Here is a 25786-nt window from a genome sequence, read left to right as displayed (position 1 = left end):
AACCGCAGAACATAACTGACCACACGACTGACGTTAGCAGGCGCGAATTACAATTATTTGGTCGGTTATTTAGCTGCATCATAATTATCAAAAGTAAATTGAAGAACATTAAGAATCCGACTAAATGATGGTTTTGTCAATACGTGTTGATAAACTTTATTGAATAAAATTCAGCCACCAACTCACACTAGGTTTGCACTTGTAAATCATAAGTTACATTTAATTTCTTTGATTTATAACAAAACTATTTAAGTTTTATGAAACAAGTTATATCTTGCTTGCCTCTCACGAAGTTTAAGGGGCAAGAAGTGCTTAAAAATAAAACAATCGGCAGCATGTTAATTGTTGCTGGCACCACCATAGGTGCAGGGATGCTGGCATTGCCCATCGCCTCCGCAGGGCTTGGTTTCACAACAGCGTTATCACTCATACTCATTACATGGGCTTTAATGACCTACACTGCACTACTTATGCTGGAGTTGCATCAGTATGCGGACAGAGACGCCACACTCAACACACTCGCAAAGTCTTGGCTGGGCAAGCGAGGACAGTGGGTGGCTAATTTTTCAGTTATGTTTTTATTCTATGCGTTATGTGCCGCGTATATCGCAGGAGGCGGTGCGCAACTACAAGAGAAACTCAACAATGGTCTATCAATGTCTTTAGCACCACAAGTTGGCTCGGTAGTATTAGCAATTGTGATTGGCACGGTTGTCACGCTTGGCACCAGTAAGGTCGATAAGCTTAATCGCGTGCTGTTTACCATCAAAGTATGTGTGTTAGCGAGCTTGTTTTATATGCTTACGCCTTATGTTCATGGTCAGCATTTACTCGAAATGCCGCTTGAGCAAGGTCTGATTCTATCTGCTATTCCTGTGGTGTTTACCTCATTTGGTTTTCATGGCTCTATTCCGTCTATTGTGAAATACGTGGGCTTAGATATTAAAACACTGCGTAAAGTAATGATTGCAGGTGCTGCTCTGCCCCTTGTTATTTATATTTTCTGGCAACTTTTAAGCCAAGGAATGATGAGTCAAAGTGATTTACTGCAAAGCCAGGGATTGCCTGGGTTTGTAAGTAGTGTTGCAAGCATTGCACACAGCCCTCACGTAGCGACGGCTGTTAACATTTTTGCAGACTTAGCACTGGCGACCTCTTTTCTTGGGGTAAGCTTAGGCCTATTTGATTTTTTTGCAGACACCTTCAAAAAAGGTGACGGCAGTAAAGATAGAATTAAAACCGCATTAATTACCTTTTTACCGCCTTTGGGGTTTGCCTTATTTTATCCTCAAGGTTTTATTATGGCGCTAGGCTATGCCGCCATTGCATTAGTGATCTTAGCCGTATTTTTACCTGTTGCTATGGTTTATAAACAACGCCGCAGTCACTCTAATACGGGTTATCAAGTTAAGGGCGGAAATATAGGTTTAGTATTAGCTGCATTATTTGGTGTGTTGATTATCAGTGCTCAAGGCGCGCAAATGGCGGGACTTATTCCAGCTATTGGTTAAACAAGCCAATTTCAACTAAAAGCACCCGAGGGTGCTTTTTTACTGTCTGTTGTAAACCATGAAACGAGCTAAAACACCATGGCCTTACCACGACCAGATGCTTCAGAGGCAGCATCTAGCTTACCTTCTGTGTTAATAATGACATGCATATCACCAAAGCGACGTTCATTGAGTGTATAGCCCATTTTCTCAAGCGCTTTTACTACACTTGGCTCAAGACCGCTATGATGCCTAATCACATTCTTTGGCCATAATTGATGATGGAATCGCGGGCTATTTACGACTTGCTCTGCGGACATATTAAACTCAACAGCATTTAAAATAGACTCGTAAACTGAACTAATAATAGTTGTACCACCAGGAGAGCCCGTCACCATTTTAACTTTATTATTTTTTAATAGCATTGTTGGTGTCATTGAGCTTAGCATGCGTTTATGAGGCTGGATCTCGTTTGCTTCTCCGCCTAGAGCACCAAACACATTCATCACTCCAGGCTTGGCGCTAAAGTCGTCCATTTCGTCATTCAAAATAAACCCAGCCCCAGAGACAACGACTCCGCTACCAAAACTTAAATTTATTGTCGTAGTATTCGCAACCGCATTCCCCCACTTGTCCATAATAGAAAAATGCGTGGTTTGCTCACTTTCATGAAGCCCAGGTTTAATATTCTCGGTCGTGGAAATTGCATCAGGGCGAATGTTACTTGCACGTTTTGCAAGGTAACTATCGGCTAATAAAGCTGTTTTTGGTACGTCATAAAAGTCTGGATCACCTAAGTACTCTGCACGGTCAGCAAACACACGTTTACCTACCTCAGAAAGTATGTGTACATAAGTGGTTGAGTTATGCGCAAGCGGCTCTTTAGGTTTGGCAAGGTCATACATTTTCAACCATTGCAAAATAGCAATACCACCAGAGCTTGGTGGCGGCGACGTTAATACTTCAAAGTCACGCCATTTGCCCTTTATAGGTGTGCGAGACTTTGCTTGATACGCTTTTAAATCTTGCTCGGTAATGATCCCCCCATGTTGCTTCATAAAGCTTGCAATAATTTTAGCCGTTTCCCCCTCATAAAATCCGGCTTTACCTTGGTCACGAATGCGCTTTAAGGTTGCCGCTAATTCTGGTTGTTTAAAAAGCTTATCGGCTTTTGCATCGGCAAAATAATCAGCAAAATTAACCTTAACCGATTTTTTCGCCATGCGTGCAATATAGCGCTCGATACTCCCTGCAAGCTTTGGATGAACAATAAACCCGTCTTCAGCGAGCTTTAGTGCAGGCTCAACTAAAGCCCTCCATTCTAGCGTGCCATGCTTCTGGTGTGCTAACCACATACCCGCCACACTACCGGGAACGCCACTTGCATGAATACCATACACAGACATGTTATCAATCACATTACCTTTTTCATCAAGATACATATCGCGATGAGCCCCTGCCGGTGCTGTTTCACGGTAGTCGATAAAGTCCCCTTTGCCTTCTTTTTGGATCAGCATAAAGCCGCCGCCGCCAATATTTCCTGCCTCTGGTAGAGTAACAGCTAGTACAAACTGAGCAGCAATGGCGGCATCTACGGCATTTCCCCCTTGCTCTAAAATGGTTCGTGCAGTATCACTGCTGTAGCTGTCAGGCATGGCAACCGCTGCTTGTTTAGCAAACAACGATGCGTGAAAAAACAACATGGTAGCTACACATAACCCAGCCGCATACTTAGTTAAATTTGGCATGACACTTCCTTTTTTGATTTTATTTTAAGCATTAATACATGCCAGAGCATGCAAATCAATGAGTTGCGCTCAAAGGCGCTAATTGCTCTTTTGAGCATGAATAAAGCACTGCGGGTAACTCGCCGTGCTCATCACTATGTTGGTATTCTTTTACAAAACTAAGGCCCAGTTTTTTCATTACGTTTATTGAACCTACGTTATCCTTTAATGCTGTTGCAGACAGGGATTTGACCTCTTTAAACTGGCTTACTGAGTGTGCAACAGCAAGTGCAGCTTCTGATGCGTAACCTTTGCCCCAGCTTATTTGTTTAAATCGCCAACCAATCTCTAGGTCACTATAATCAGGCTGTTCAAAAAAGCCCATGGGTCTCACTAGCACCCACCCTATAAACGTATTACTTTGAGTGATATTCACTTGCCACAACCCCCATCCTTTTTGTTCATTACGATAGGCATTCAAACGCGGAATAAATATGTCTTTAATCGATTGCAACGAAGAGGTCTTGCCTCGTGTTAAATACTTCATAACATCAGGGTCGTTATCAAGCTCATAAAGTAGCTGCACATCATTTTCATCCATTAACCTAAAACTCAGACGCTCTGTTCTAGCTATGTTCATTTTTAATTGCTTATACTTATTTGAATGTTCATGAACCATTAGAGGAAAATATGAATAAATTAGCAAGCTTAGTTTTATTAGGTTGTGTAGCCTTAACAGGTTGCGAAGATGCCAACGAAGCTAAAAAGGACGCTGCCGAAGCTAAAGAAGAAGTAAAACAAGCACTAAACGATGCGTGGGATGAAGTAAAAGATACCACCAATGAGTTTAATGATGAATCTTTACAAGAGCTTTTGGAAGAAAGTAAAAAGATGGGCTTAAACATGTATGATGACGGTAAAGAAATTGCCATTGATGCATGGATTGAGAGCAAAGAAGCTGCTGGCGAGCTATCAGAAAAAACTAAGCAAAAAGCAAGAGAACTTGCTGAAGAGCTTAGAGAAGCACGTGAAAAACGTGAACAAGAAAGCAATAATTAATAGAAAAGGGTAAGCAACTGCTTACCCTTTTACTTTACTGGTTAGACTATAGTTCAAAGTCTTTTTTGAATTTAAGACCAAACTCACTACGGTCATTGCTACGCATCACACCGACAAAGCCCGATTGCTGCAATCGACCCACATCATAAACTTCATTCAATACGTTTTCGCCATACAAGGTTACTTCAAAGTCACCATATGGGTTTAAGTAAGAAATATTGAAACCTACAAGTTCACGTGACTCAATGTGTTCGCTTTGATTAAACACAGATTGACCCTGCATATCGCTACGATATGAGTAGTTCGCGTTAATAGCCAATGTGCCACCATTACTTAAATCCATGAAATAAGAAGGTGCAAGCATCACGGTCCATCGAGGAGTCAAAGCTGGAGAATCACCTTTACCGATCCCCATTACGCCATCATCCACTTCTGTGATCTCTGAATCAAGGTAACCTATGGCACTGCGCAGAGTAAAATCGTCAGTGATGGCTATAGTTGTTTCTAGTTCAATACCCTGTGCTTTAGACTCACCAGCATTCTCAACAATCGTGACAAATCCGCCACCAGCTGTTGGATCTGAAAATGGTAGCGCTAGATCAGTGTAATCAGTTACAAATACAGCTAGCATCATTGAGATATTTTCGTGTACTTGTCCTTTTAGACCCACTTCATAGTTAATTGCTTTAGTTTCATCGAATGATACAAATTGATCTGGGCCGCCAAATGGACGAGGAGGAAAGCCGCCTGTTTGATAGCCTTTTTGAATTTGACCATACAAGTTCATGTCATTTGACAGTTGATACGAGGCGTTGATATCCCATGTTACAGCATCAAAATCTGCGCTCACGAACTTACGCGATGGGAATGAAGGGAAAAGTGCATCAGCCTCTTTTTTATCTTTTGAATAACGAAGACCACCCCCTACTGTCAGCTCATTAGTCAGATCATAGCTTGCATTGATGTACGCTGCATACGAGTTTGTTTCTTGGTTAATATCAAAAAAGCCATAGTCGCCAAATGATGGAGTAACACCGTCATTTAATAACCCATTAGGCGTGTTAAATGGACTAAATACAAATGGACCAGAGCTGGTGAAGCCGTCTTCATTAAAGAAATATAAACCTGAAACGAAGTCCATATTGTCGAAACTACCATTCAACTGAATTTCAAATGAGTACTGATCTGCACCACCTTCTTCAGGAAACTCTGATAAGTTGAGTGCGACAGCGTCATCATCAAGGCCCCCTTCGTACTCTGACGTACGATAACTTGTAATAAACTTAGCGGTATAAGTATTGTTGATATCCCAATCAGCAATAAGTGACGTACCCCAACCGGAATAAGCCGTTGACTCGATACCTGCTACAGTCGTTGCCAAATCATCTGGATCGCTTGGTAGCATGTCTGCTGTCAATAACGGGAAATCGCCGTTAAATGGATCGCTTGCATCAAGCGGACTTGTAAGCTCAATAGTGTAAGGTGATTGGCCTGACTCGTTATCAACACCATCTAAAGAGAAAGTTAACGATAAGTCATTGCTAGCCTGCCACTTAAGTGCCATACGGCCACTTAACTCTTGCTCTTCGCCGATCTCTTTTTCTGGATTGGCAAGATTAATAGCTTCACCAACACCATCACGCTGTTTATATGACACACTTGCCGACATACTAAGCGTATCGGTTAAGCTGTTATTGAAATAAACATCACCTGCTAAACGACCGCGGCTACCTACTTTAGCTGTGGTTGTAACGATACCTTCATCACCTGGTTGCTTAGTAATAATGTTTACTGCGCCACCAAGTGTGTTGCGCCCATATAATGTACCTTGTGGGCCACGTAACACTTCAACACGATCAACATTAGGTAGTGATAGGTTTGAGCCCATTTGACGACCTAAATAAACACCATCGAGGTAAACACCGACACCAGGATCTGTGGTGATCACATGATCTTGCAAACCTATGCCACGGATAAATACAGATGCATGTGCAGCATTACCAACGCCATAACGCGTAATATTCAAATTTGGCACATACTTACCAATGTCTTCCAAATTACTCATATTCGCTTTATCAATAAGGTTTTCACCTATTGACGTAACCGCTGTTGGTGATTCAAAAATACTTTCGGTACGCTTACGTGCTGTTACTTCTATTTTTTCAAAAGCATCTTGTTTAGCGGTGGTTTTTTCTTGCTCAGCAAACGCTGATGTAGATAAGGCTGCGAGTATCGCAACACTTATTTGTGAGAGATGACGTAATTTCATTAAAACTCCAAAGGATACCGTGTGTGTGTTTTTTTGCCTGTGAAATTTAGGCATAAAAAAAGATGCTTAGCATTAAGCATCTTTCCTCTGGAAGGATATTATATGTCAGTTTTGTGAAAACATGTATAATTTTTTTAAATTTAATGAAAAAGTGTATAAAAAAACCTCTTTTTGTTTCATGTTCAGATGAAGCAACTAAACATAACGCATTAGAAAACTAAACTAAAATAAACGCTTATATGAATATCCCTCATGAATACTAATAAAACAAAACATCACTAAAATTAATAATAGAGTAATTGCTTAACAGTACAAGGCTTTAAGAGATCATTTGCAGAAATAAAAGGAATATTTTACCTCTTGATCCAGAAAAAAATTTATATTTTTATTACAAAAATAGTCAGAACAGCTAAACACCAGTACTTTTTAACTATCATAATGTCTCAATCTAATAGTTGAAAACCATTCATTAAAACTATATTTTTACGATAATTAATAATACTGGTGTGGATATGGATAATCTCGTTAATAGAAAAAACAACAAGCCTTACTCTGTGTGTTCTCTATCTTATTGTGTTGCTGATGAAAGTGAAACATTACTTATAAATTTTGATTCCCTTAATATACTTACAACACAAGAAATGATAGCTCAATTTATGAACGCACGGGGTTACACTAATCTTGTGATTTTTAATATTCCTTACGATGCAGATGTGACCTCTCTTAAAGAATGGCCAAAATTAAAAGGCTTATTTTACCAAGGTACTGAGGAGCATATTTTCAAGCAAGGCCTAGAAGCGATTGGAAAAGGAGATTTATGGTTTCCACGAACAGTGTCTGACACATGGATGAGGGAATTACTTGCCTCTGAAGAAAAAACAACTTTGCAATCTAATAACCTCACCTTTAAGGAGATTAAAGTTCTTAATTTACTTTGGAGTGGCGCAAGCTCCCCACAAATTGCAGATTCGCTGTTCATCAGTGAAGCAACTGTGCGTGTTCATTTACATAAAATCTATCAAAAGATAAATGTTAAAAATAAGCAAAAAGCTCTGCAATGGTGCGAAAAAAACTTAAGTAAATTCAGTAGTTCAGCGGACTAATTTGAAACCTAATTGTATCGGAATAATGCCCTGCAGCTTGGTTCTGAAACTGAGCCAATTTTATTTTTAGAGGTAATAAGAAAACAGTTTGATCCGAAAACGAAAATGTTTTTACTGAGCGCTGTTTAAGATCGATATTTCTTTCATTCATTATCAATGAATAGTCAATCTTAAAGCGACTTTGATAGAGAGTGTGTATTAACTTCCCCTTATTCTCGGAATCAACTTTTATAGCGACATCTGCGTTTGTAACCACTTTCAGTGTGGGTAACATCGTATATTCTTTATTCGCAATTAGCTCTCCAAGATTAACAACGTTGTGTGAACTACTGAAACCTAACAATGACAAGGACACATTGGCAGGTATGTTCACATCAACGTTAAGTTCATAATCATCCAACACCTCATAATTTTCATTCATTAACTGTAATGTTAGCCGGTCACGATACTGACCTGCCTTGACGGGTGTACCAGCCGCTATACTAAGCGCAAAGCTACTTTGACCGTCTTCTACGGCTAATCTGCTTACTTGACCACTCAATAGCGAACTTGAAGAGGCAATATGATAAGGAATATGTTGATACTGCCCGATAAATTGGAAGTTATTTTCACTACTTAAAGCTACATAAAGTGTGCAATCATCAGTGGCTGTCGTATAAAGTGTGAGCTGTTTTTCAGCGTCCGTTCGTTGTAAGGAATGATACCCAGAGAGGTTATCAACACCTTGCTGAATACTTTCTATTGTCGCATCACATGTTGCCCAACTGCATAAGGGCATAACATAGAAAATTAGTATCACTTTTTTAGCTAAACGCATTTTACTGAACATAAATAACTCCTTTTCTTTGTAATTGTTGACCCTTTATAACGTCGATTAAAAGCGCTTTGTGAGTGACGCTTTTCAAAGAAATCTGGTACTGACAAGGTTCAAGACCTGTTAAAGCAAAACGTCCGCTTTTACTGGTAAAGAATGTAAGAGGCTCCGCCGCTTCTTCATCAATACATTTTGCAGTACCCACTTGTAATGCCAAAGGCTCGTTTTCAGTTGTTTTCAGCGTTGCAATGATAGAAATATTTGCATCGGTGCCAACGGTCACAACATGGCCGCTCTTGTATGAAGGGTAAAATGTGATTGCACCCGCCCCAATATCATAACCAGGCGCTAAATCATCGACATCAAGTGTCACTGTGGAATTATCGTAAGCGTTGATATCACTGAGTAATATTGTATTAAAGTCAGCATTACTTGCTCTGTATTGCGATTCTGTTCTACCTAAACTGATCTTTTTGCCGGATAAACTACTATGAGCAGATACTAAGGCAAAACTATCTTCAATTGGCTTTCCAACAGTCCAACTTGTATTTGCAAATGCAAGACTTGCAGCACCACTTAAGCGGCTTTGATGATAGGCTGTACGCGAGTTTAACTGTTTGTAATAAGTTCCGTGATCAAAACTTGCTAGAAAACGGTTAGCATTATATTGGGTATTTAGATCAAAAATAGCTTCGTTTAGCTCATTCCTTTCAAGTCCAGATCGAACGCTCAATGCTCCTACATATCGTTGATTACCATCTTGATTAAACTCAAAGCGAGTCTTATCACGTTTAGATTGATGACTAAGCTTCACCCGTCGCGTATTTGAAAACTTATAAGTAATAGAGGCACTAAACCCCCATTGCGACTGTGCATTTATATCTTCCCACTGCCCTCCAAGTGAATAACGCCATTGATGGTTAAATAGCTCTGAAGAGAGCACAAGACCTGCTGATTTATCAAACTGTGCTTGATCATGGCGTCGTGAAAACGTGGAGTACAAGGATGTTTGCATTCTCGTTTCGGACACAATATTGAGGTTAGCTTGAATAAAATGTTCTCTTTGGCTTAACCCGTCACTTTGTAATCCAGAAAAACTTTGCCTACGATAATCTCGATTTGTGTATTCATAGCCCAATGTAAAGTCTATGCCATTATATGATGGGTCATTAAACGTGCTATAAACTAGGCGATAGGCATAACCATTGCTATCACTAAAACTCAAGGTATTTTCAAAAGCTAATTGACCTAGTGGTGTGGCATAGATTTGTTTTAAACCAACTTGCTGAGCATCTTCATTTCCTTGTGCCGACATACCTATAGTCCAACTTGGTGTTACACCATAATCTAAATACGAAGACAGTAGTGGTTTTTCCCAAGCATAAGTTAATTTATCTCGTAGTGAGCTTGGAAAACCTAAATGGACCTCATATTCCAGCTGCCCTTGTGCAAACAAATCTAGACCTGTGGTCACTGTAAAATTAACCAATCGAACCACACCTGCGCTATCCGTTATTCGCAGCACAATATTGTTATTACCTTCGTCAAGCGGGATATCGTTCAATGAGTAAATACCTGCTGCTAAATTCAAACGTTGTACTAAACGATCATCAACAAGCACCTCAACTGATGAGGGAGACTCAAGCGTAAAGCTTTGTGATGCACTTGGACGAATCGGCCGGTCAGAAACAAGAGAGAAATCATGAGCAAGCGATAGCCCTAGCATTCTAGTAGTTGATTGAAAATAACTTCCAGAACTATAGTTATCACCAACAGAAACGCGCATCCCTTGCTCAGGTAAATCATGTATCAAACGTGTCCCAAGACGTTTAAAGTTACTTTTTTTATCATTTGACTCATATTCGGCTTCGTTCTCTAATACCCAACTGTGGAAGTTTATAACTCCTTCGGGTCTTACAGTCAGTTGCCTTTGCGTTAAATCTCGTTCTTTATCTAGTTGATACAAATAGCTAGAGCGTAGATTTAAATAGCCGCTCACGGAGGCTGGTTTTGTGGGTTTTAAGCCTTGACGGTACGATATAACACTTAGACTTTTAGGCTTTGTCATTGAAAGTGGCACAGTTATATCTAAACTAAAATCGAGCATAGAGAACGTTACTTCAATGCCTATCTTTTCTAACTTATCAACATCAATAAGCTGCTGTTGTGAGTTAGCTTGCTTGGCAATATTTTCTAGGCTTTGCGCGAATAAAATTGGCGCAAAATGCGGCTCAATCTCAGGCCACTTCAGCACTAATTTATCCTTTGGTGTAACAATCAAAGTAATGCTGCCAATCGTGTTTTTATTAATCCGTGTATCAACCGTTAATTCAATAGGCTCTGATGTGGGATTGATCTGCCCATATATAGGTGCAGCCAAAACGAAGAAAACAAAGCAAATATAGGCACGCATGTTACTTTTTCAAAATGACTGTAGGAGAAGTTAAATCAACATGTCCTTCTTTTAATATTGGAATAGAAACATGAGAGATGGCAGAAGGCGCAAAGAAAACATCGTAGCCCAATGCTTTTAGTTGCTGTTTATCAAAAGTTAGTTGCGGCTTATCCTTGGAGCTAATAATTATTTCATACTCACTTAGACGTGAAGCCCCATCACCAAAATTACGAACATCAAAACTACATTGTTTTTCAAGACAGTTGATATTCTCAACAACTAAATTAGCCTCAAACGCTTGTTGATGTACGTGCACAATCATATTCACGTTTAATAACATTGTTAGCTGCGATACCTCGCTTGTTTGCCCAGACACAACTTGTTCAACCAAAGTAACTTGATATGTTTTATCTGTTTTAGGGGTATTACCGTTCCAGCGAAACTGAATGCGTTGTTGTTCATTTTTTGTAAGGTAAATCGTGGGTGGAAACACCCAGATCGGTGGCTCGTCAAGGTAATGAAATTGAGGCAGCTTCTTTGAAAAGTCAACCTCGTACACTTCTATTTCAAACGCTAAATCACGGTTTAACGTATTTCTTACCGTGCTATATGCTGGTTGCGAGGTCATCGTTGGATCTAAAGTAAGCACCATGGGGGTGACTTCTATAGCAAAACAAGATAGCGACATAAATAAATAAGCAACCAAACACCAACGCATTAAAATAGCACCTCTAACTGACTATTTTGCGGTGAAAACTTAGCCGGTACTTCTATAGTTACCTCACGCTCAGAGTGTGGTAATAATAGCTTGCCGCTTAAGGCTTTACTGAGCTCTTCACCTTCTAATAAAAGCTGCTCTTCTTGATTTTTAAAAAGCCACTTTGCTTGGGAAAGGCGTATAAATTTGTCACCTTCATTTTCAAGTAATATTTTCCAAACACCCGCTTGTTCTAACTGCTTTTCTTTTACTAATAACTTAGCAGTTGCTTGTTCTGGTACGACATTAAACAGCGTTCTAAAACTTACCGACATACCAACACCAGATTGTTTAATTTCATTAATATCGACAGGAACTTGATCAACAGCTATACGATACGACTTTGATACTGATATAGCGGGATCACCAATATAACGGACCAATACAGATTGTGTTTTTCCAGGCTGAACGATTGTCGTCATAGGAATAATCAAAAAATCTTCCTCGTTAAGCTTCAGCTCTTCATCGCCCGCCTTGTTGATTTCTAAATCAAACGCTGTGAGTTCAATAGTTAATGGTTCATTTGAATTATTCATAACCCTAATTCTTTGCTGTGAATTTGAACCTGAAGGCTTTAACTCAGCAACCATGGGCTGAACTTGGAATGCATAGCTATGTAATGACCAAAAACAAGTCAAAAATATGATTAAAAAGCGCATATGATCTCCCATAAAAAAGAGCAGCATTAGCTGCTCTTTTTTTCATCAAGTTTAGTTAGCTGTAATAGCTAACATTAACGTATCAGCATAAGTACCAGAGAAAACTGGGTTTTGCGTAATAGTTAACTCGATTGTACCTGCAACACCGCCTGCAGCTAGAGCAAAAGAACCTGGCTGGCTTTGCTCAACGCTTTGGTCGTTGTGACCATTTTCAGCAACAAGTGTAAAAGCGAATGGGTTCGCATTTAATTCAGCTGTGTACCCTACCCCTTGGTCTTCGCGGTCTGCGTTTTGTAAGTGACCTTCGGCTGTCGTTAAAGACATTGTTGCGCCGTCAGCATCGTTACACTGCAATTCAAAGCCAATTGTTTTTGTTTGATCTTTTGCTAATGCAGGAAAATATGTTGTTGTGTTTACATTGCTAACTTCACAAATTGACTCAACTGCACCACCAACGTTTAGGTTTTCCGCTAAAGCAGTACCAGAAGTAAGAACAGCGATTGCTGAAAGTGTGATTAATTTTTTCATTAGTTTATTCCTTATCCATGTTATTTAAGCATTGTTTCTTAATGACTTACCAAATCCCACCTGAACTGGCGGCTGGCGTCATCTCTATACGCAAGATATCCTTATACTCACCTGCATATATTAGTGGCTCTGTTAACTCTAACTGTAAATTCATCGTTTTCTTAAACAAGATTTGGTCAATATTCAGAGTATGTGAATCAATAAGATTTCGCGCTAAGAATGATTCACTTAGCGATAGCCCTGCTACTGATAAGCTTACCCTGTACCCGTTGACTTTCCTGCCCTGTAAATGAAGTAATCCGCCATGCTCAGAATGCAATGACATCCTCATTGGTGAGTTACAGTTAATAACTAACTCAGTGCTAATCAAACCATTATGTGGAAATTGCAAATCATTTTCTTGCATTGTAAAACCGCACTTTGCTTTTATGTATCCTTCCAATGTTAAACTCACATCATCAGAGGCTACACTGTAAGAAGTGCTAAAAATGAAAAGAAATAACATGCATTTTTTCATCATTCACCCATATCCTTTGAGCAGGTTTGTTAACACGGAAGAAGTGTAAAGGAGTTTTTCTAGAAAGGTTGTTGCTATTTGCTTAGCTTATTTATGAGCTCCAAAAAAATAGACAGAGGCTGTTTATCAATACAGGCTAAACAAACGCTAATTTCATACTCACAGAGGCTAAGCCCAACACCTTATTCAGTTAACATTCAGCTCAAAATTCAGGTAATATTCAGCTTCTTCTATTAGAAATAAGGCTATAAATAGGCTTTAAACAAATACCACGACAAATCAGTTATTTTGTATAAACAAAAATAAACTTCATAACAATTAATGACTGTATCTAAGCCTGTTTACAACCAAAAATTTCACTCTTATTGCTTTGTTTTGAGGCGTTGAACTTGCATTAATACATCTTCTGCCTTTGCGCCTAAGTAGACATAGACCGCCAATGCTAATAATAAACCGACAACTGCGAACATCATTAGAACCGCAGGTATTACGTACTCAACTTGTCCTAGAGCAGCCTTAAACATAGTAAGTAATGCCTCTATTGAGACCGCAATCAAAATCGTTGAGATAAACCGTGTGATTGTTCGTCTGGTTGAGCTGTGGCGAAAAATATCTTTATGCATGAGGATCTCTTCCTCCAAAATAGTTTTCCCCAAATCAAAAATAGCTAAAGCCAAGGTGACAAAGATAATGATAGTGAAAGGCTGAATTGGATCTGATTGACCTTGTTTTCCTAGCAAAAGAGAAAACATTCCATCAAACACCTTAAAGAGTAAGTAAATTACTAGGCAGAATAAACAACTAACAATTAACCCATAACCGGCTTTAAAATAAGGCGTCATATTTGCGCGCTGTGTATCCCCTAAGATGAACTCAATCAATTCAGTTAGGCACACATCTACAACTAGATAGTGGTTATCTTGATTATCTGTTTGTATTAACTTCACGGCCGATATGCACAAATGTTTCGTAGCAGTTGAAATATATGGCGAGGTAAAATGTGCATCTTCGTTGCTACTTGCAAGCAAAAAATAAGGGCGTGTACTCAAATCTTGCCCCGCACCTTTATGTGCTAATTCCCTATAATACTGCCGCTTGAAACAGACATTATGACCTTGTTGTATCCCTTGCCCATTTAAGCAATATTGTAATTCTAGAAATGGATATTGCTCTACTAGCTGCTGATAATTTTGTTGATTTTTAAGTGATGTTTGAATACTCGCTAAAATAGACAGCAACAAATCATGAATCAGATGTTGATGCTCTTCATATCGCTCTATCGCACTTAAATAACTCATTCTCGCCATGCTCTAAACTCGCCTATAAAGTAATAACAGGTAATATAAGCAAGGAAAGCTCCAAGATTAATTTTATTTATTTTTCAGAATATTAGAAATATAAGAAAGGCTTTTTCTAAAGTAAAAGCACCAGACTAGTGCAAAGAGGGGAGAAAATGAAAAAAGCCGTTACTGTTAAGTAACGGCTTTTCAAATTTGGTGCGGATGGGGGGACTTGAACCCCCACGGCCTAAGCCACCACCCCCTCAAGATGGCGTGTCTACCAATTCCACCACATCCGCATACAATTTTTGTATGTTGTTAAGCGTTATTATTACTTGAGGAAAGTAACTGCTTAACCTAATTTAGCAACGCTAATTAGTTTGGTACGTCAGAGCTTTTCTCTTCAGTAACAGGCACATCATCTTGTGCTGGCGTTACTGTTTCAACAGCTGGCGCAGCTTCTAGATTTTCCCATTCGTCAGTCTTTTTAATTTGACCAGCTGTAAGGTTACCTAGAACAATACTTAACACAAAGAATACTGTGGCAAGAATTGTCGTTGTTTTAGTCATAAAGTTACCAGCACCAGATGAACCAAACACAGTGGCAGAAGCACCTGCACCAAATGATGAGCCCATGTCTGCGCCTTTACCTTGCTGGATTAAAACCATACCAACAAGTGCTAAAGCAACGATTAAATAAACTACTAATAAAATTTCGTACATCTTATACGGTCCCTTTTGCACTCTCACAGATTGCAGTGAATGAGTCTGCTTTTAGACTTGCGCCGCCAATTAGGCCGCCATCTATATCTGGTTGTGCAAATAATAATTCGCTATTTTTTTCATTCACGCTACCACCATATAAGATGGTTAGCTGCGCGGCTAAATCGCTATCCAGTGAAGCGACTTTTTCGCGGATAAATTTGTGCACAGCTTGAGCTTGCTCAGGTGAAGCAGTTTTACCTGTGCCAATGGCCCAAACGGGCTCGTATGCTACCACAGAATTCTTTAGTGCTGCTACACCTAATTTATCAATTACAGCATCAATTTGTGCTGCAACCACTAATTCGGTTTCATTTGCTTCGCGTTGTTGCTCACTTTCGCCAACACATAAGATAGGTGTTAAGCCTACTTCTTGCGCACGGGCGAATTTTTCTGCAACACTTTGGTCTGACTCACCGTAAATACTTCGACGTTCTGAGTGACCAACTAATGTGTATGTGGCGCCTAAATCTTTTATAAGCTGCGCATCGACTTCACCCGTAAATGCACCTGCTTGATTCTCAGATACAGTCTGTGAGCCAACAAGCACATCACGTTGTAGCAAACTACTCATCAATGGGAATGGTGGAAAAACCACAATATCCAGTTCATCCGATTGAACGTTTTTAATTGCCTGAGATAACTGTTCAACGAGCTCTAATGAGCCGTTCATTTTCCAATTACCTGCAACCATTGGCTTACGTGTTGCCATAATTCCACTCCACATTAGAAAGCGGGCAAGATACTAACTCGACTTGCCCAAAGTTACAAGAGGTTATTGTTATGCTTCGGTTTGTTTGCTCACAGATTCGACAACTTGAGCGATTTTCTGAGCATTATCGAGTACAATTTTCTCTTGCTCAGCTTCGACCATTACACGCACAACGGGTTCAGTGCCTGATTTACGAAGTAATACACGCCCAGTGTTACCAAGTTTTTCTTCAACCTCAGCCACACAGTCAATCACCGCCTGAGCTTGTGTAGGGTCGGTTCCTTGAGGATAACGAACATTAATCATTTTCATTGGGTATTTTGTGAAACCCGCGCCTAGATCTTGTAATGTTTTATTTTGTGCAACCATTGCTGCAAGCACTTGTAAGCTCGAAATAATGCCATCGCCTGTACTAATTAGATCAAGGTTTAATACATGGCCTGAGCTTTCACCACCAATTTTCCACCCTTTCTCTTGTAGTAGCTCCATTACATAGCGGTCACCGACTTTGCTTCTGGCAAAATCAATACCGCGTGATTTAAGCGCATTTTCAAGTCCCATATTAGACATGACGGTACCTACAACACCACCACCAAGCATGTCATCGTTTGCAGCTTGGCAAGCAATAATGTAAACAATATCATCACCATCAAATACACGGCCATTGTGATCAACCATCATGACACGGTCGCCATCACCATCATAGGCAATACCTACATCAGCATTGTGTTCAAGCACTTTGCGTTTAAGTGTTTCAACATGAGTGGCACCACACTCAAGGTTAATATTTACTCCATTCGGCTCGCATGCATGACAAATTACTTCTGCGCCTAGTTCTCGCATCACGGATGGTGCAATGTGGTAGGTAGCACCGTTGGCACAATCGAGCACTATTTTTAACCCTTCAAGTGATAATCCTTGCGGGAACTGGCTCTTACAGAACTCAATATAGCGACCATCGGCCGTTTCTAAGCGGCGTGCTTTTCCGAGTTTATCGGATGCAACACACGTCATTGGCTCATCCATCATAGCTTCAATTTCTAGCTCAACATTATCAGGGAGTTTTAAACCCCGGCTAGAAAAGAATTTAATACCATTATCATGATAAGGGTTATGAGAAGCGCTAATAACAATACCCGCTTCAGCACGGAATGTTTGTGTGAGGTATGCAACAGCTGGAGTCGGCATAGGCCCGAGTAAAACCACATCAATACCTGCGGCAATTAAGCCTGCCTCAAGAGACGTTTCTAACATATAGCCTGAGATGCGCGTATCTTTACCAATGATCACTTTTTTAGTGCCAATCTTTGATAAAACTCGTCCTGCAGCCCAACCTAGTTTTAAAGCAAACTCAGGGGTGATTGGGTATTCCCCAACCATACCGCGAACACCATCCGTGCCAAAATATTTTCTTGTTTTACTCATTTAAAAATCCTTTATTACACGCCTGCCAAACGGTTAAGGCATCAACAGTTTCTAATACATCATGAACACGAATGATCTTTGCGCCATTTTGTGCAGCAATAAGTGCGCCGGCTAGGCTACCAGCTAAGCGCTCACTCGTGTCTCTATTTAGTAAATTACCTATCATAGACTTTCGAGATAAGCCCGCCAAAACAGGTAGTTTGAATTGATTAAAATCATCGAATTTGTCGAGGATTTGATAGTTATGTGCCAACGATTTTCCAAACCCAAAACCTGGGTCTAGTATAATTCGCTCTCGCTGAATACCCGCTTGCTCACACGCTTCGATACGCGCAGCAAAAAAGCTATTGATATCAGCAAACAAATCATCGTATTGCGGGGCCATTTGCATTGTGCGAGGCTGCCCTTGCATGTGCATTAAGCACACTGCCACATCTGGGTACTGAGCAAGCACCTCAATCGCACCAGGCTCTTGAAGAGCTCGCACATCATTTATAATATCTGCACCTGCTTCTATAGCTTGGCGCATCACTTCACTTTTGCTGGTATCAATTGAAATAACACAATCACTGTGTTCACGAAGCGCTTTTACAAGAGGAATAACTCTTGCTAATTCATCTTCTAACGAAACATCTGGTGCGCCAGGACGGGTTGACTCACCACCAATATCAATAATTAAGGCGCCTTGTTCTAATAGTGTATTGGCCTGATTGACAGCGCTGTCTAATTGGCAATAGCTGCCGCCGTCTGAAAATGAATCGGGTGTGACATTTAAAATCCCCATCACAACTGGGGAGTCGAGGTGTAAAGTGCGACCTCGTGGTAAGTTAAGAACGGTCATTTATCACCTTTACGGCATGTATAGCAATGGCTAAGATACATTTGAGTAAACAGTTATAGCTATTTCGCTAATAAATATTATTGCAAAGACGGTATCTTAAAATTTGTCTACAAAAAAGCCCCGGCATTCGGGGCTTTTGCTTATACTATTTTAACGATTATTCCGCTTTATCATCAAGGCTTGTTTCATCCTTTTTGGCTGAATCATCATTTTTCGGCTCTTGTGAGGCTGGCTCAGCCGGCTTTTCTGTACTTTTCTTCTCGTCCGATCTGCGATCATGCATATCACGAGGTTCGCGAACTGGCTTACGTTCCATAAGATCGTCTATTTGACCTGCATCGATGGTTTCATATTTCATCAATGCATCTTTCATTGCATGTAAGATATCAATATTGTCTTTTAAGATTTGTTCAGCACGTTCATAGTTACGGTCAGAGAACAAGCGCACTTCACTATCAATAACTTTTGCTGTTTCATCCGACATGCTCATCGAGCGGCTTCCACCACCCCCCATGTACATTTCGTTTTGGTCTTCAGCATAAAGTAATGGACCAAGCTTTTCACTCAAGCCCCACTGAGTCACCATTTTACGAGCGATGTCAGTAGCACGTTCGATATCGTTACTTGCACCTGTCGTCACTTTATCTTCACCGTATATAAGTGCCTCAGCAATACGACCACCATACAAGCTCGAAATCATTGACTCTAAAAGCTCTTTAGAGTGGCTAACACGGTCTTGCTCAGGTAGGTACATTGTTACACCCAATGCACGACCGCGAGGGATAATAGACACTTTATAGACTGGATCGTGTTCAGGCACCATACGACCAACAATCGCGTGACCCGCTTCATGGTAAGCAGTCATTTCTTTCTCTTGCTCACTCATCACCATGGTCTTGCGTTCAGCGCCCATCATGATTTTATCTTTGGCGGCATCGAATTCCGCCATGCTGACAACACGCTTGTTACCACGCGCTGCATATAATGCTGCTTCGTTTACTAAGTTAGCAAGGTCAGCCCCCGAGAAACCAGGTGTACCGCGTGCAATAACTGCTGCTTCTACGTTGTCACCCAATGGTACTTTGCGCATATGCACTTTAAGAATTTGCTCACGACCACGAATATCAGGTAAACCAACCACAACTTGACGGTCAAAACGACCAGGACGTAATAATGCAGGGTCGAGTACATCAGGGCGGTTAGTTGCGGCAATAACGATAATACCTTCATTACCTTCAAAGCCGTCCATTTCTACAAGCATTTGGTTAAGTGTTTGCTCACGCTCATCGTGACCACCACCCATGCCAGCGCCACGTTTACGGCCAACGGCATCGATTTCATCAATAAAGATGATACAAGGCGCTGCTTTTTTAGCTTGCTCGAACATGTCACGTACACGTGATGCACCCACACCAACGAACATTTCTACGAAATCAGAACCTGAGATTGTGAAAAACGGCACTTTTGCTTCACCAGCAACGGCTTTGGCTAGTAACGTTTTACCTGTACCTGGAGGACCTACCATGAGCACACCTTTTGGAATGCTACCACCTAATTTTTGGAATTTAGATGGATCACGTAAGAAATCAACAAGCTCAGTAACGTCCTCTTTTGCTTCATCACAGCCAGCAACATCAGCAAAGGTTGTTTTAACTTGGTCTTCGCTCATTAGGCGCGCTTTACTCTTACCGAAAGACATCGCACCTTTACCGCCACCACCTTGCATTTGACGCATGAAGAATATCCACACACCAATTAGCAGCAGCATTGGGAACCAAGAGATTAAAATGCTGGCGAGGAAAGATTGCTCTTCAGGTTTTACACCCTTTACATTCACATTGCTTTTCAAAAGATCATTTAAAATATCTTTATCGTACATCGGCATGATAGTTTGAAAGCGCTCACCATTAGTTTTGGTGCCGGTAATCGTACCTGAACTACTTTCAATAGAAACCTCTTGAATAGCGCCACTACGTGCATCGCTAACAAACTGGGTATAACTTGTTTGGCGATCAGCCTGATCGCCACCATTAAAGCTCTGAAAGACTGACATTAGCACAACTGCAATGACCAGCCAGAGTATTAGATTTTTCGCCATATCGCTCAAGGGGTTAACCTCTTGTATCCAATTAATATAAATTCAACTTAACGCAGCACAACTGTACTACAGTTTGTATCCCGTCGCCACTATATAAACTTCCCGAGAACGGGCACGCGATGCATCAGGCTTTCTGATCTTGACCGCTTTAAAGCTATTACGTACGTCCTGTAAGTATTGATCAAACCCTTCACCTTGGAAAACTTTCACACAAAAAGCACCATTTTTCTTCAAAACTTGGTGACACATATCTAATGCAAGCTCAACTAGATACATGCTTCCTGCCTGATCAACCGATGTATTACCACTCATATTGGGAGCCATGTCAGAAAATACAACATCCACATTTTTCCCATCAATGCGCGTTAATAGCGCATCTAATACCGCTTCTTCTCGAAAGTCACCTTGCAAAAAGTCTACGCCTGCTAACGAATCCATTGGCAAGATATCACAGGCAACAACTTGGCCTTTATCACCCACCTTTTCAGCAAGATACTGTGACCAACTTCCTGGAGCAGCACCTAAATCAACCACAGTCATGGCTGGTTTAATTAATTTATCTTTATTTTGAATTTCATCTAATTTGAATACCGCACGAGAGCGCCAACCTTTCTTCTGCGCTTCGTGAACATAAGGATCGTCAAAATGTTCCTTCAGCCATCGCTTAGAACTAGCTGAATGTTTTTTATTTGCCATAAAATTAATACGTAACTAATTAGTAATATTCTCTAGATGGCGTTAGAATACCCTTAATTCAAGCCATATTCAGCAAAATTTGTAACATCATGAAATTATCGAACAAACAAAAGCAGTTTTTAAAAGGTCAAGCACACAGTTTAAAGCCTGTGGTATTACTTGGCGCAAACGGTTTAACCGAAGGCGTTTTAGTTGAAATTGAAAGCGCTCTAGATATCCACGAGCTTATTAAAGTAAAAGTACCAACGGATGAACGTGAAACAAAAGTATTAATTTTCGATGCAATTGTTCGCGAAACCGGTGCTGTGAAACTTCAAACAATTGGCCATACCATTGTTCTTTACCGTCAAAGTGAAGAGAAAAAGATTCAATTACCTCGCGGTTAAGATTGAAAGCCAATTCTATAAAAAGCCAGCTTGCTGGCTTTTTTAATGCCTAGCCGAAATATATAACTAGTTCGATTCACTTTCTCGCGCATATTTCAGTGTGCGATTGATAAATTCTGTTGTTAGCTCATTAATCAACCCGGTTTCCGCATTAAGCACTAAACTAAAACCAATATTTAAATGTGGAAAAACAACTAAGTCACTGCGGTAGCCTTGTACCCAACCACTATGGTAATAGAGTACTTCACCATCGTAATCATATACTCGCCAACCAAGGCCGTAGTAGGCATCTTTTACATGCCCTCGCCATACGCGACGCCGTGTTTCTTTTTTTGTATGGGTGTATGGTCGCGTTTGTTTTATAAGTGCATCCAGCGGCAATACATCAGGGTACTGGCCTAGCTGCGCATTTAACCAAATAGCCATATCACTAGCGCTGGCATTAACCCCCGCAGCGGCCGCTACCTTGTAGTAATTCTTTTTTAAGCGAGAGGTGTACCAACGCTTTCTTCCTCTTACATGAGGGTGAGCATAATTATTGTCACGCACCATACCTTCGTAGCCTACACTCGCATCCGTCATTTTTAATGGTGCAAAAATATATTCAGCTATCCAATGGGCATAATCCATTTGAGTTGTTTTATAAATAATTGAATCAATGAGACTGAACATAACATTCTGATAACCATAGCACTCACCCGGTTTGCAAATAGGTTCGACAGTTAAAAGCTGTTTAACAATGTCTGGGTAACTCATTCTTGATTCTATTAAATTGTCGTAGGCATTTGGCACTAAACCGCTTGAATGGCTCAGAATATGATAAATTTTTAAATCATCTTTATAGACAGTATTATTGAATTCAGGAATGAACTTACTGATCGGATCATCAATATTGAACTCTCCCTGAGCCGCAAGCTTTGATGTCAATGACCCTGCAAATGTTTTAGAAACTGAAGCCAAGCGAAATCGTGTATGTTTATCTACTTTTCGCCCTTTTGATATTTTAGTTCGACCAATACCTTGGATAAAGTCTTCCTCACCCACTTTAACAATAGCCAAAGAACCACCCGGAATTCCTTTAGCTCTTAATTTTCCTCTTAAATATTTATTGTACTCGCTAACGAAGGGCTGCCAATTTGAGTCACTGCCTGCAGCATGCCCACTGAAAAGAAGGAGAAAAAAAGAAGAAAAAAGAAAGATAATAAAAGTGAGCGTGTACTTCATTCGTTATTGTTTTAGTCTGTTTCGGAAGTTTCTCATTACATAATATCATGAACTTTTGCTTCGACTAACGTACAATACGCACAATATTAACTTTTTTATGGGTAGACTTTTCTTTATGCGCTTACTTGTAGTACTGCTTTTTACAATTATATCAGCTGGTTGCGCCCTAAAACCAGAGCCGGCGCCTTTATTAGCGATGCCAGAAAAACCGTCGCTTAAAAGCCAACGTTTCCAAATTGAGTATAAAACTGAACATGCAGCCCCAAAAGTTAAATCGGTACAACTACCTGCGCATACAGTAAATACAAACCAAACCGTTTCAATTGTTGCTGATAAAACGAGTGTTACAGATACTTTATATGCGCAAATAACAGAAGCATTAAATGAAAAACAATTAAAAGTTGTACAAAATGGACAAGCAGATTACACATTGTCAATCCACCAGCTAGATTTAGAACTTGTTGACGATACCGAATACCAATTAGTGACACCTGAAAAACCATTGCCACTTTTTGATCAAGTAGCAGAGCAATTCCCAACTCAACAATGTGCTACTATTCAAGCACAGGTGAGTATGCGACTAACCCATAAAAAAACAGGCGATGTTGTATGGTTTGCGAAGTCATCTATAGACAGTGCAAGCTTTCACCGTGAACCACTCATCTATAGCTTTGAGCAACAGCAATTGATCAAGAACGAACTAGAAGTTGCCAGCTTCGTCAATGAGCAAAATACGGAACAAGCGCGTATGTCGCGTATAAACAATACCGATATTGTGATACCTCAATATCAAACAATTTCTCGCATGAGTGCTTTAACAAAAGAGCAAGGCCCATGTAATCGTACTGAAATCAGTGCTCTTACGCCTATGATGCAGTATTACCTTACAAGTATCTTAATCGATAAAATTAAAGTTCAATAAAAAGTTGGTGTTTGCACTTAGCAAAAGTGCAAACACCTATTTCTTACTTCTAAGCTACACTTCCCTAACACCTTTACGACTCGACTACACTTTTTTACAGATTTTGGGAACTCCTTAACAATATACTAATTGCGTATATAATGATGATTTCACTTATTTGTAACAAGGATAACACACTTGCAAACCAGCCGCGCCATACTATTTTTTTGCTTATCTTTATTGGCAACATCGACCCATGCAAGCAACCGTTACTACGCTGATAATACGTTAGAACCCAGCCAAGGTTTTGCATGGGATTGGGGAATTGGGGCTGGTTACTATATCGAAGACTCTTATTTAGTCGGTATAGACTCTTACAATGACGGCTTTGAGCCAGACATTCATCTTGCCCTTTCCTACGACCACTTTTACCTTGATTATGATCAAAGCCAATTAAGTGGTGGATTAACTATTGGCTACAGCATAGTTGATAAGTTTGAATGGGGACTGGACCTAGTTGGTACAAATATTCAATCTGGGTTTGATGAAACAGGCTTAGCCTTTTACGAAGAAGATGTAATCGAAGAGCTTGCTGGTATTAAAAGCAGAAATTATGACTTTGATGTTGGACTGCGCCTATCAAGACGATTTGATAATTCACAGATCTCTTTTGAGTATTTGCATGATATTTCAGGCGCGCACAACGGCTGGGTGATGAACAGTTTCTTTAGTCAAATAATTCCTTGGCGTAATTGGGAGTTTCGTTCGGGTATCGGGTTAAGTGCTTATTCTGAAGACTTTACTAACTATTATTTTGGTATTACTCCTTCTGAAGCCAATTCAAATAGACCTGTATACACCCCAAGCACATCATACAGTCTTATCTTTGAGTTTCATGCTGAGTACCCAATAAACCAAAACTGGGTATTTTTAACTGGCTGGCTATCAACATGGTTTTCTGATGATATTCATCAAAGCCCAATTGTCTCCCAAGAATATCAGCACAAAGCCAAGGTAGGCCTGCGCTATGTTTTTTAAATACTATTTCTTATTAGCGCTCCCTATCGTCAGTGTCAAAGTGCAAGAGCAGCCCAATGAAGAGGCAAGCCTTGTGTCACTGCCTGACACATGTGTTGCCCTGCGTGAAGGACGTAATTGCTATGCCGATGTAGAAGTATCATGGCATCAACCAAAGGGTAATTACTGCTTACGCGACGGTCACACAAAACATATTATGCAGTGTTGGCTTATGCAACAAACTGGCCTTTTTCGCTATCAGTTTGACTCTGCTGAAACAGTCAACTTTGAATTGGTCAATAGTAACAATGGCAAGGTCGTTGATACCACTGAAATACAGGTGCAGTGGGTGTATCAAAATCGTCAAAAGAAACGCCGTTGGCGCCTGTTTTAATTGTTTGGAGTAAAAGATGGAACATTATGGCACTATTCTGCTCGTAGAAGATGATATTTCACTGGCTAAGTGGGTCGCAGAGTACTTAACTGAGCAAGGCTATAAAACGACAATTTGTCAACGTGGCGACCAAGTAATTGAGCAAGTCAGAGCGACACCACCGGACTTAGTTTTATTAGATATCATGCTGCCTGGTCAAGATGGTATTAGTGTGTGCCGAGAATTGAGGCAGTTTTACCAAGCGCCTATTATTATGCTCACAGCCAGAGACGATGAAATGGACGAAGTAATTGGCCTTGAAGTCGGCGCAAGTGATTACATGATGAAACCTGTACGACCACGAGCACTCTTAGCCCGTATAAAAACGGCCTTACGTGCAAATATTGATAACAAAGAGTCGCTTTTAGAAAATCCAAACATAACTGTTGGCAAACTTACTGTAGATACCGAATCACGCACTGTGTTTCTTGCTGATCAAGAAGTGCATATTTCAAGTGCGGAATACCTATTGCTGCATTATTTGGCAAGCAATGCAGGTCAGGTTGTGTCGCGCGATGCCGTGTTTAAAGCAACAAAAGGCAGAGAGTATGATGGCTTAGACAGAAGTGTTGATGTGCTTATTTCGTCACTGCGCAAAAAATTTAATGATGATCCCCAACACCCTGAAAAAATTAAAACCATCTGGGGGCGTGGCTACTTGCTCGTCGCGACAGCGTGGCAATAGATGATATA

General features: G+C 40.3%; 25 protein-coding genes and 1 tRNA gene. 8 read left to right on the top strand and 18 right to left on the bottom strand.

The genetic code is table 11. The annotated features are described in order from the left end of the window. The first annotated feature begins 308 nt into the window (after nucleotides 1-308). Nucleotides 309-1511 (top strand): tyrosine transporter TyrP, encoded by a 1203-nt coding sequence (tyrP, locus tag LY624_RS06000; protein ID WP_205989555.1) that lies wholly within the window; start codon nucleotides 309-311, stop codon nucleotides 1509-1511. A gap of 68 nt (nucleotides 1512-1579) precedes the next feature. Here the strand turns inward: tyrP and ggt are convergent, their stop codons facing one another. Both ggt and LY624_RS05990 read right to left on the bottom strand, forming a co-directional pair. Beyond that, nucleotides 1580-3193, bottom strand: coding sequence for a gamma-glutamyltransferase (gene ggt, locus LY624_RS05995; RefSeq protein ID WP_240701249.1), 1614 nt, complete (start codon nucleotides 3191-3193; stop codon nucleotides 1580-1582). Between the two features lie 100 nt (nucleotides 3194-3293). After that, nucleotides 3294-3857: a GNAT family N-acetyltransferase gene (locus tag LY624_RS05990; protein WP_130151298.1), complete on the bottom strand. Its 564-nt coding sequence runs from the start codon at nucleotides 3855-3857 to the stop codon at nucleotides 3294-3296. Between the two features lie 50 nt (nucleotides 3858-3907). Here LY624_RS05990 and LY624_RS05985 point away from each other — a divergent pair, with 50 nt between their 5' ends. Beyond that, nucleotides 3908-4276: a hypothetical protein gene (locus tag LY624_RS05985; RefSeq protein ID WP_062570582.1), complete on the top strand. Its 369-nt coding sequence runs from the start codon at nucleotides 3908-3910 to the stop codon at nucleotides 4274-4276. A gap of 46 nt (nucleotides 4277-4322) precedes the next feature. On the opposite strand, the gene LY624_RS05980 is transcribed toward LY624_RS05985, so the two are convergent. Continuing rightward, nucleotides 4323-6545, bottom strand: a complete 2223-nt coding sequence (locus LY624_RS05980; protein ID WP_237119426.1) for a TonB-dependent receptor — start codon at nucleotides 6543-6545, stop codon at nucleotides 4323-4325. 512 nt (nucleotides 6546-7057) lie between these two features. On the opposite strand from LY624_RS05980, the gene LY624_RS05975 reads away from it, so the two are divergent. Beyond that, entirely contained in the window at nucleotides 7058-7648 is a 591-nt protein-coding gene (locus LY624_RS05975) for a LuxR C-terminal-related transcriptional regulator (protein ID WP_130151296.1), read from the top strand. On the opposite strand, the gene LY624_RS05970 is transcribed toward LY624_RS05975, so the two are convergent. The 14 genes from LY624_RS05970 to rlmE form a co-directional block, all read right to left on the bottom strand. After that, a complete protein-coding gene (locus LY624_RS05970; protein ID WP_130151295.1) occupies nucleotides 7629-8477 on the bottom strand; it encodes a hypothetical protein in 849 nt (282 codons plus the stop codon). The two genes, LY624_RS05975 and LY624_RS05970, sit on opposite strands and share 20 nt — an antisense overlap. Then, a complete protein-coding gene (locus LY624_RS05965) occupies nucleotides 8467-10875 on the bottom strand; it encodes a fimbria/pilus outer membrane usher protein (protein ID WP_341804116.1) in 2409 nt (802 codons plus the stop codon). Before LY624_RS05965 ends, LY624_RS05970 begins: the two co-directional genes overlap by 11 nt. A gap of 1 nt (nucleotide 10876) precedes the next feature. Then, on the bottom strand, nucleotides 10877-11575 hold the full coding sequence (locus tag LY624_RS05960; protein ID WP_341804115.1) for a hypothetical protein: 699 nt from the start codon (nucleotides 11573-11575) through the stop codon (nucleotides 10877-10879). Next, nucleotides 11575-12273 (bottom strand): fimbrial biogenesis chaperone, encoded by a 699-nt coding sequence (locus LY624_RS05955; protein WP_237119430.1) that lies wholly within the window; start codon nucleotides 12271-12273, stop codon nucleotides 11575-11577. Before LY624_RS05955 ends, LY624_RS05960 begins: the two co-directional genes overlap by 1 nt. 51 nt (nucleotides 12274-12324) lie before the next feature. After that, on the bottom strand, nucleotides 12325-12801 hold the full coding sequence (locus tag LY624_RS05950) for a hypothetical protein (RefSeq protein ID WP_130151291.1): 477 nt from the start codon (nucleotides 12799-12801) through the stop codon (nucleotides 12325-12327). 46 nt (nucleotides 12802-12847) lie between these two features. Continuing rightward, on the bottom strand, nucleotides 12848-13321 hold the full coding sequence (locus LY624_RS05945) for a hypothetical protein (protein ID WP_237119432.1): 474 nt from the start codon (nucleotides 13319-13321) through the stop codon (nucleotides 12848-12850). Between the two features lie 359 nt (nucleotides 13322-13680). Further along, nucleotides 13681-14625 carry a general glycosylation pathway protein gene (locus LY624_RS05940; protein ID WP_341804114.1) on the bottom strand — a complete coding sequence of 315 codons (945 nt, stop codon included), beginning with the start codon at nucleotides 14623-14625 and terminating at the stop codon, nucleotides 13681-13683. Nucleotides 14626-14812: 187 nt separating this feature from the next. Then, nucleotides 14813-14897, bottom strand: a tRNA-Leu gene (locus LY624_RS05935). Between the two features lie 76 nt (nucleotides 14898-14973). Then, a complete protein-coding gene (gene secG, locus LY624_RS05930) occupies nucleotides 14974-15321 on the bottom strand; it encodes a preprotein translocase subunit SecG (protein WP_062570574.1) in 348 nt (115 codons plus the stop codon). Nucleotide 15322: 1 nt separating this feature from the next. Beyond that, entirely contained in the window at nucleotides 15323-16072 is a 750-nt protein-coding gene (gene tpiA, locus LY624_RS05925) for a triose-phosphate isomerase (RefSeq protein WP_341804113.1), read from the bottom strand. Between the two features lie 69 nt (nucleotides 16073-16141). Then, a complete protein-coding gene (gene glmM / locus LY624_RS05920) occupies nucleotides 16142-17497 on the bottom strand; it encodes a phosphoglucosamine mutase (protein WP_237119436.1) in 1356 nt (451 codons plus the stop codon). Next, a complete protein-coding gene (gene folP / locus LY624_RS05915; RefSeq protein WP_237119437.1) occupies nucleotides 17490-18338 on the bottom strand; it encodes a dihydropteroate synthase in 849 nt (282 codons plus the stop codon). Before folP ends, glmM begins: the two co-directional genes overlap by 8 nt. Nucleotides 18339-18495: 157 nt before the next feature. Next, nucleotides 18496-20436: an ATP-dependent zinc metalloprotease FtsH gene (gene ftsH / locus LY624_RS05910; RefSeq protein ID WP_445936724.1), complete on the bottom strand. Its 1941-nt coding sequence runs from the start codon at nucleotides 20434-20436 to the stop codon at nucleotides 18496-18498. 66 nt (nucleotides 20437-20502) lie between these two features. Next, nucleotides 20503-21132 (bottom strand): 23S rRNA (uridine(2552)-2'-O)-methyltransferase RlmE, encoded by a 630-nt coding sequence (gene rlmE, locus LY624_RS05905; protein WP_062570569.1) that lies wholly within the window; start codon nucleotides 21130-21132, stop codon nucleotides 20503-20505. An 89-nt stretch (nucleotides 21133-21221) separates the two neighbouring features. Between rlmE and yhbY the strand changes: the two genes are divergently transcribed. Then, complete coding sequence (gene yhbY / locus LY624_RS05900; RefSeq protein WP_062570568.1) at nucleotides 21222-21518, top strand: ribosome assembly RNA-binding protein YhbY; 297 nt, start codon at nucleotides 21222-21224, stop codon at nucleotides 21516-21518. A gap of 66 nt (nucleotides 21519-21584) precedes the next feature. On the opposite strand, the gene LY624_RS05895 is transcribed toward yhbY, so the two are convergent. Next, entirely contained in the window at nucleotides 21585-22742 is a 1158-nt protein-coding gene (locus LY624_RS05895; RefSeq protein WP_341804111.1) for a serine hydrolase domain-containing protein, read from the bottom strand. Between the two features lie 115 nt (nucleotides 22743-22857). On the opposite strand from LY624_RS05895, the gene LY624_RS05890 reads away from it, so the two are divergent. The 4 genes from LY624_RS05890 (at nucleotide 22858) to LY624_RS05875 (ending at nucleotide 25778) form a co-directional block, all read left to right on the top strand. Next, nucleotides 22858-23664 carry a hypothetical protein gene (locus LY624_RS05890; RefSeq protein ID WP_130151284.1) on the top strand — a complete coding sequence of 269 codons (807 nt, stop codon included), beginning with the start codon at nucleotides 22858-22860 and terminating at the stop codon, nucleotides 23662-23664. A gap of 177 nt (nucleotides 23665-23841) precedes the next feature. Next, a complete protein-coding gene (locus tag LY624_RS05885; protein WP_341804110.1) occupies nucleotides 23842-24681 on the top strand; it encodes a MipA/OmpV family protein in 840 nt (279 codons plus the stop codon). Further along, nucleotides 24671-25054, top strand: a complete 384-nt coding sequence (locus LY624_RS05880) for a DUF3019 domain-containing protein (protein ID WP_341804109.1) — start codon at nucleotides 24671-24673, stop codon at nucleotides 25052-25054. Before LY624_RS05885 ends, LY624_RS05880 begins: the two co-directional genes overlap by 11 nt. A 16-nt stretch (nucleotides 25055-25070) precedes the next feature. Continuing rightward, a complete protein-coding gene (locus LY624_RS05875) occupies nucleotides 25071-25778 on the top strand; it encodes a response regulator transcription factor (protein ID WP_130151281.1) in 708 nt (235 codons plus the stop codon). The last annotated feature ends 8 nt before the right edge of the window (nucleotides 25779-25786 follow it).

This window comes from Pseudoalteromonas sp. N1230-9 (assembly GCF_032716425.1).
Classification (GTDB): domain Bacteria; phylum Pseudomonadota; class Gammaproteobacteria; order Enterobacterales; family Alteromonadaceae; genus Pseudoalteromonas.
Note: the sequence above shows the minus strand (reverse complement) of the source record. Positions and strands in the feature narration are given on the sequence as shown.

Bases quoted from the DNA above. Each gene is read 5' to 3' on its own strand.
- ggt (WP_240701249.1), bottom strand. From the start codon at position 3,193: ATGTTGTTTTTTCACGCATCGTTGTTTGCTAAACAAGCAGCGGTTGCC.
- LY624_RS05990 (WP_130151298.1), bottom strand. From the start codon at position 3,857: ATGAACATAGCTAGAACAGAGCGTCTGAGTTTTAGGTTAATGGATGAA.
- LY624_RS05985 (WP_062570582.1), top strand. From the start codon at position 3,908: ATGAATAAATTAGCAAGCTTAGTTTTATTAGGTTGTGTAGCCTTAACA.
- LY624_RS05980 (WP_237119426.1), bottom strand. From the start codon at position 6,545: ATGAAATTACGTCATCTCTCACAAATAAGTGTTGCGATACTCGCAGCC.
- LY624_RS05975 (WP_130151296.1), top strand. From the start codon at position 7,058: ATGGATAATCTCGTTAATAGAAAAAACAACAAGCCTTACTCTGTGTGT.
- LY624_RS05970 (WP_130151295.1), bottom strand. From the start codon at position 8,477: ATGTTCAGTAAAATGCGTTTAGCTAAAAAAGTGATACTAATTTTCTAT.
- LY624_RS05965 (WP_341804116.1), bottom strand. From the start codon at position 10,875: ATGCGTGCCTATATTTGCTTTGTTTTCTTCGTTTTGGCTGCACCTATA.
- LY624_RS05960 (WP_341804115.1), bottom strand. From the start codon at position 11,575: ATGCGTTGGTGTTTGGTTGCTTATTTATTTATGTCGCTATCTTGTTTT.
- LY624_RS05955 (WP_237119430.1), bottom strand. From the start codon at position 12,273: ATGCGCTTTTTAATCATATTTTTGACTTGTTTTTGGTCATTACATAGC.
- LY624_RS05950 (WP_130151291.1), bottom strand. From the start codon at position 12,801: ATGAAAAAATTAATCACACTTTCAGCAATCGCTGTTCTTACTTCTGGT.
- LY624_RS05945 (WP_237119432.1), bottom strand. From the start codon at position 13,321: ATGATGAAAAAATGCATGTTATTTCTTTTCATTTTTAGCACTTCTTAC.
- LY624_RS05940 (WP_341804114.1), bottom strand. From the start codon at position 14,625: ATGGCGAGAATGAGTTATTTAAGTGCGATAGAGCGATATGAAGAGCAT.
- secG (WP_062570574.1), bottom strand. From the start codon at position 15,321: ATGTACGAAATTTTATTAGTAGTTTATTTAATCGTTGCTTTAGCACTT.
- tpiA (WP_341804113.1), bottom strand. From the start codon at position 16,072: ATGGCAACACGTAAGCCAATGGTTGCAGGTAATTGGAAAATGAACGGC.
- glmM (WP_237119436.1), bottom strand. From the start codon at position 17,497: ATGAGTAAAACAAGAAAATATTTTGGCACGGATGGTGTTCGCGGTATG.
- folP (WP_237119437.1), bottom strand. From the start codon at position 18,338: ATGACCGTTCTTAACTTACCACGAGGTCGCACTTTACACCTCGACTCC.
- ftsH (WP_445936724.1), bottom strand. From the start codon at position 20,436: ATGGCGAAAAATCTAATACTCTGGCTGGTCATTGCAGTTGTGCTAATG.
- rlmE (WP_062570569.1), bottom strand. From the start codon at position 21,132: ATGGCAAATAAAAAACATTCAGCTAGTTCTAAGCGATGGCTGAAGGAA.
- yhbY (WP_062570568.1), top strand. From the start codon at position 21,222: ATGAAATTATCGAACAAACAAAAGCAGTTTTTAAAAGGTCAAGCACAC.
- LY624_RS05895 (WP_341804111.1), bottom strand. From the start codon at position 22,742: ATGAAGTACACGCTCACTTTTATTATCTTTCTTTTTTCTTCTTTTTTT.
- LY624_RS05890 (WP_130151284.1), top strand. From the start codon at position 22,858: ATGCGCTTACTTGTAGTACTGCTTTTTACAATTATATCAGCTGGTTGC.
- LY624_RS05880 (WP_341804109.1), top strand. From the start codon at position 24,671: ATGTTTTTTAAATACTATTTCTTATTAGCGCTCCCTATCGTCAGTGTC.
- LY624_RS05875 (WP_130151281.1), top strand. From the start codon at position 25,071: ATGGAACATTATGGCACTATTCTGCTCGTAGAAGATGATATTTCACTG.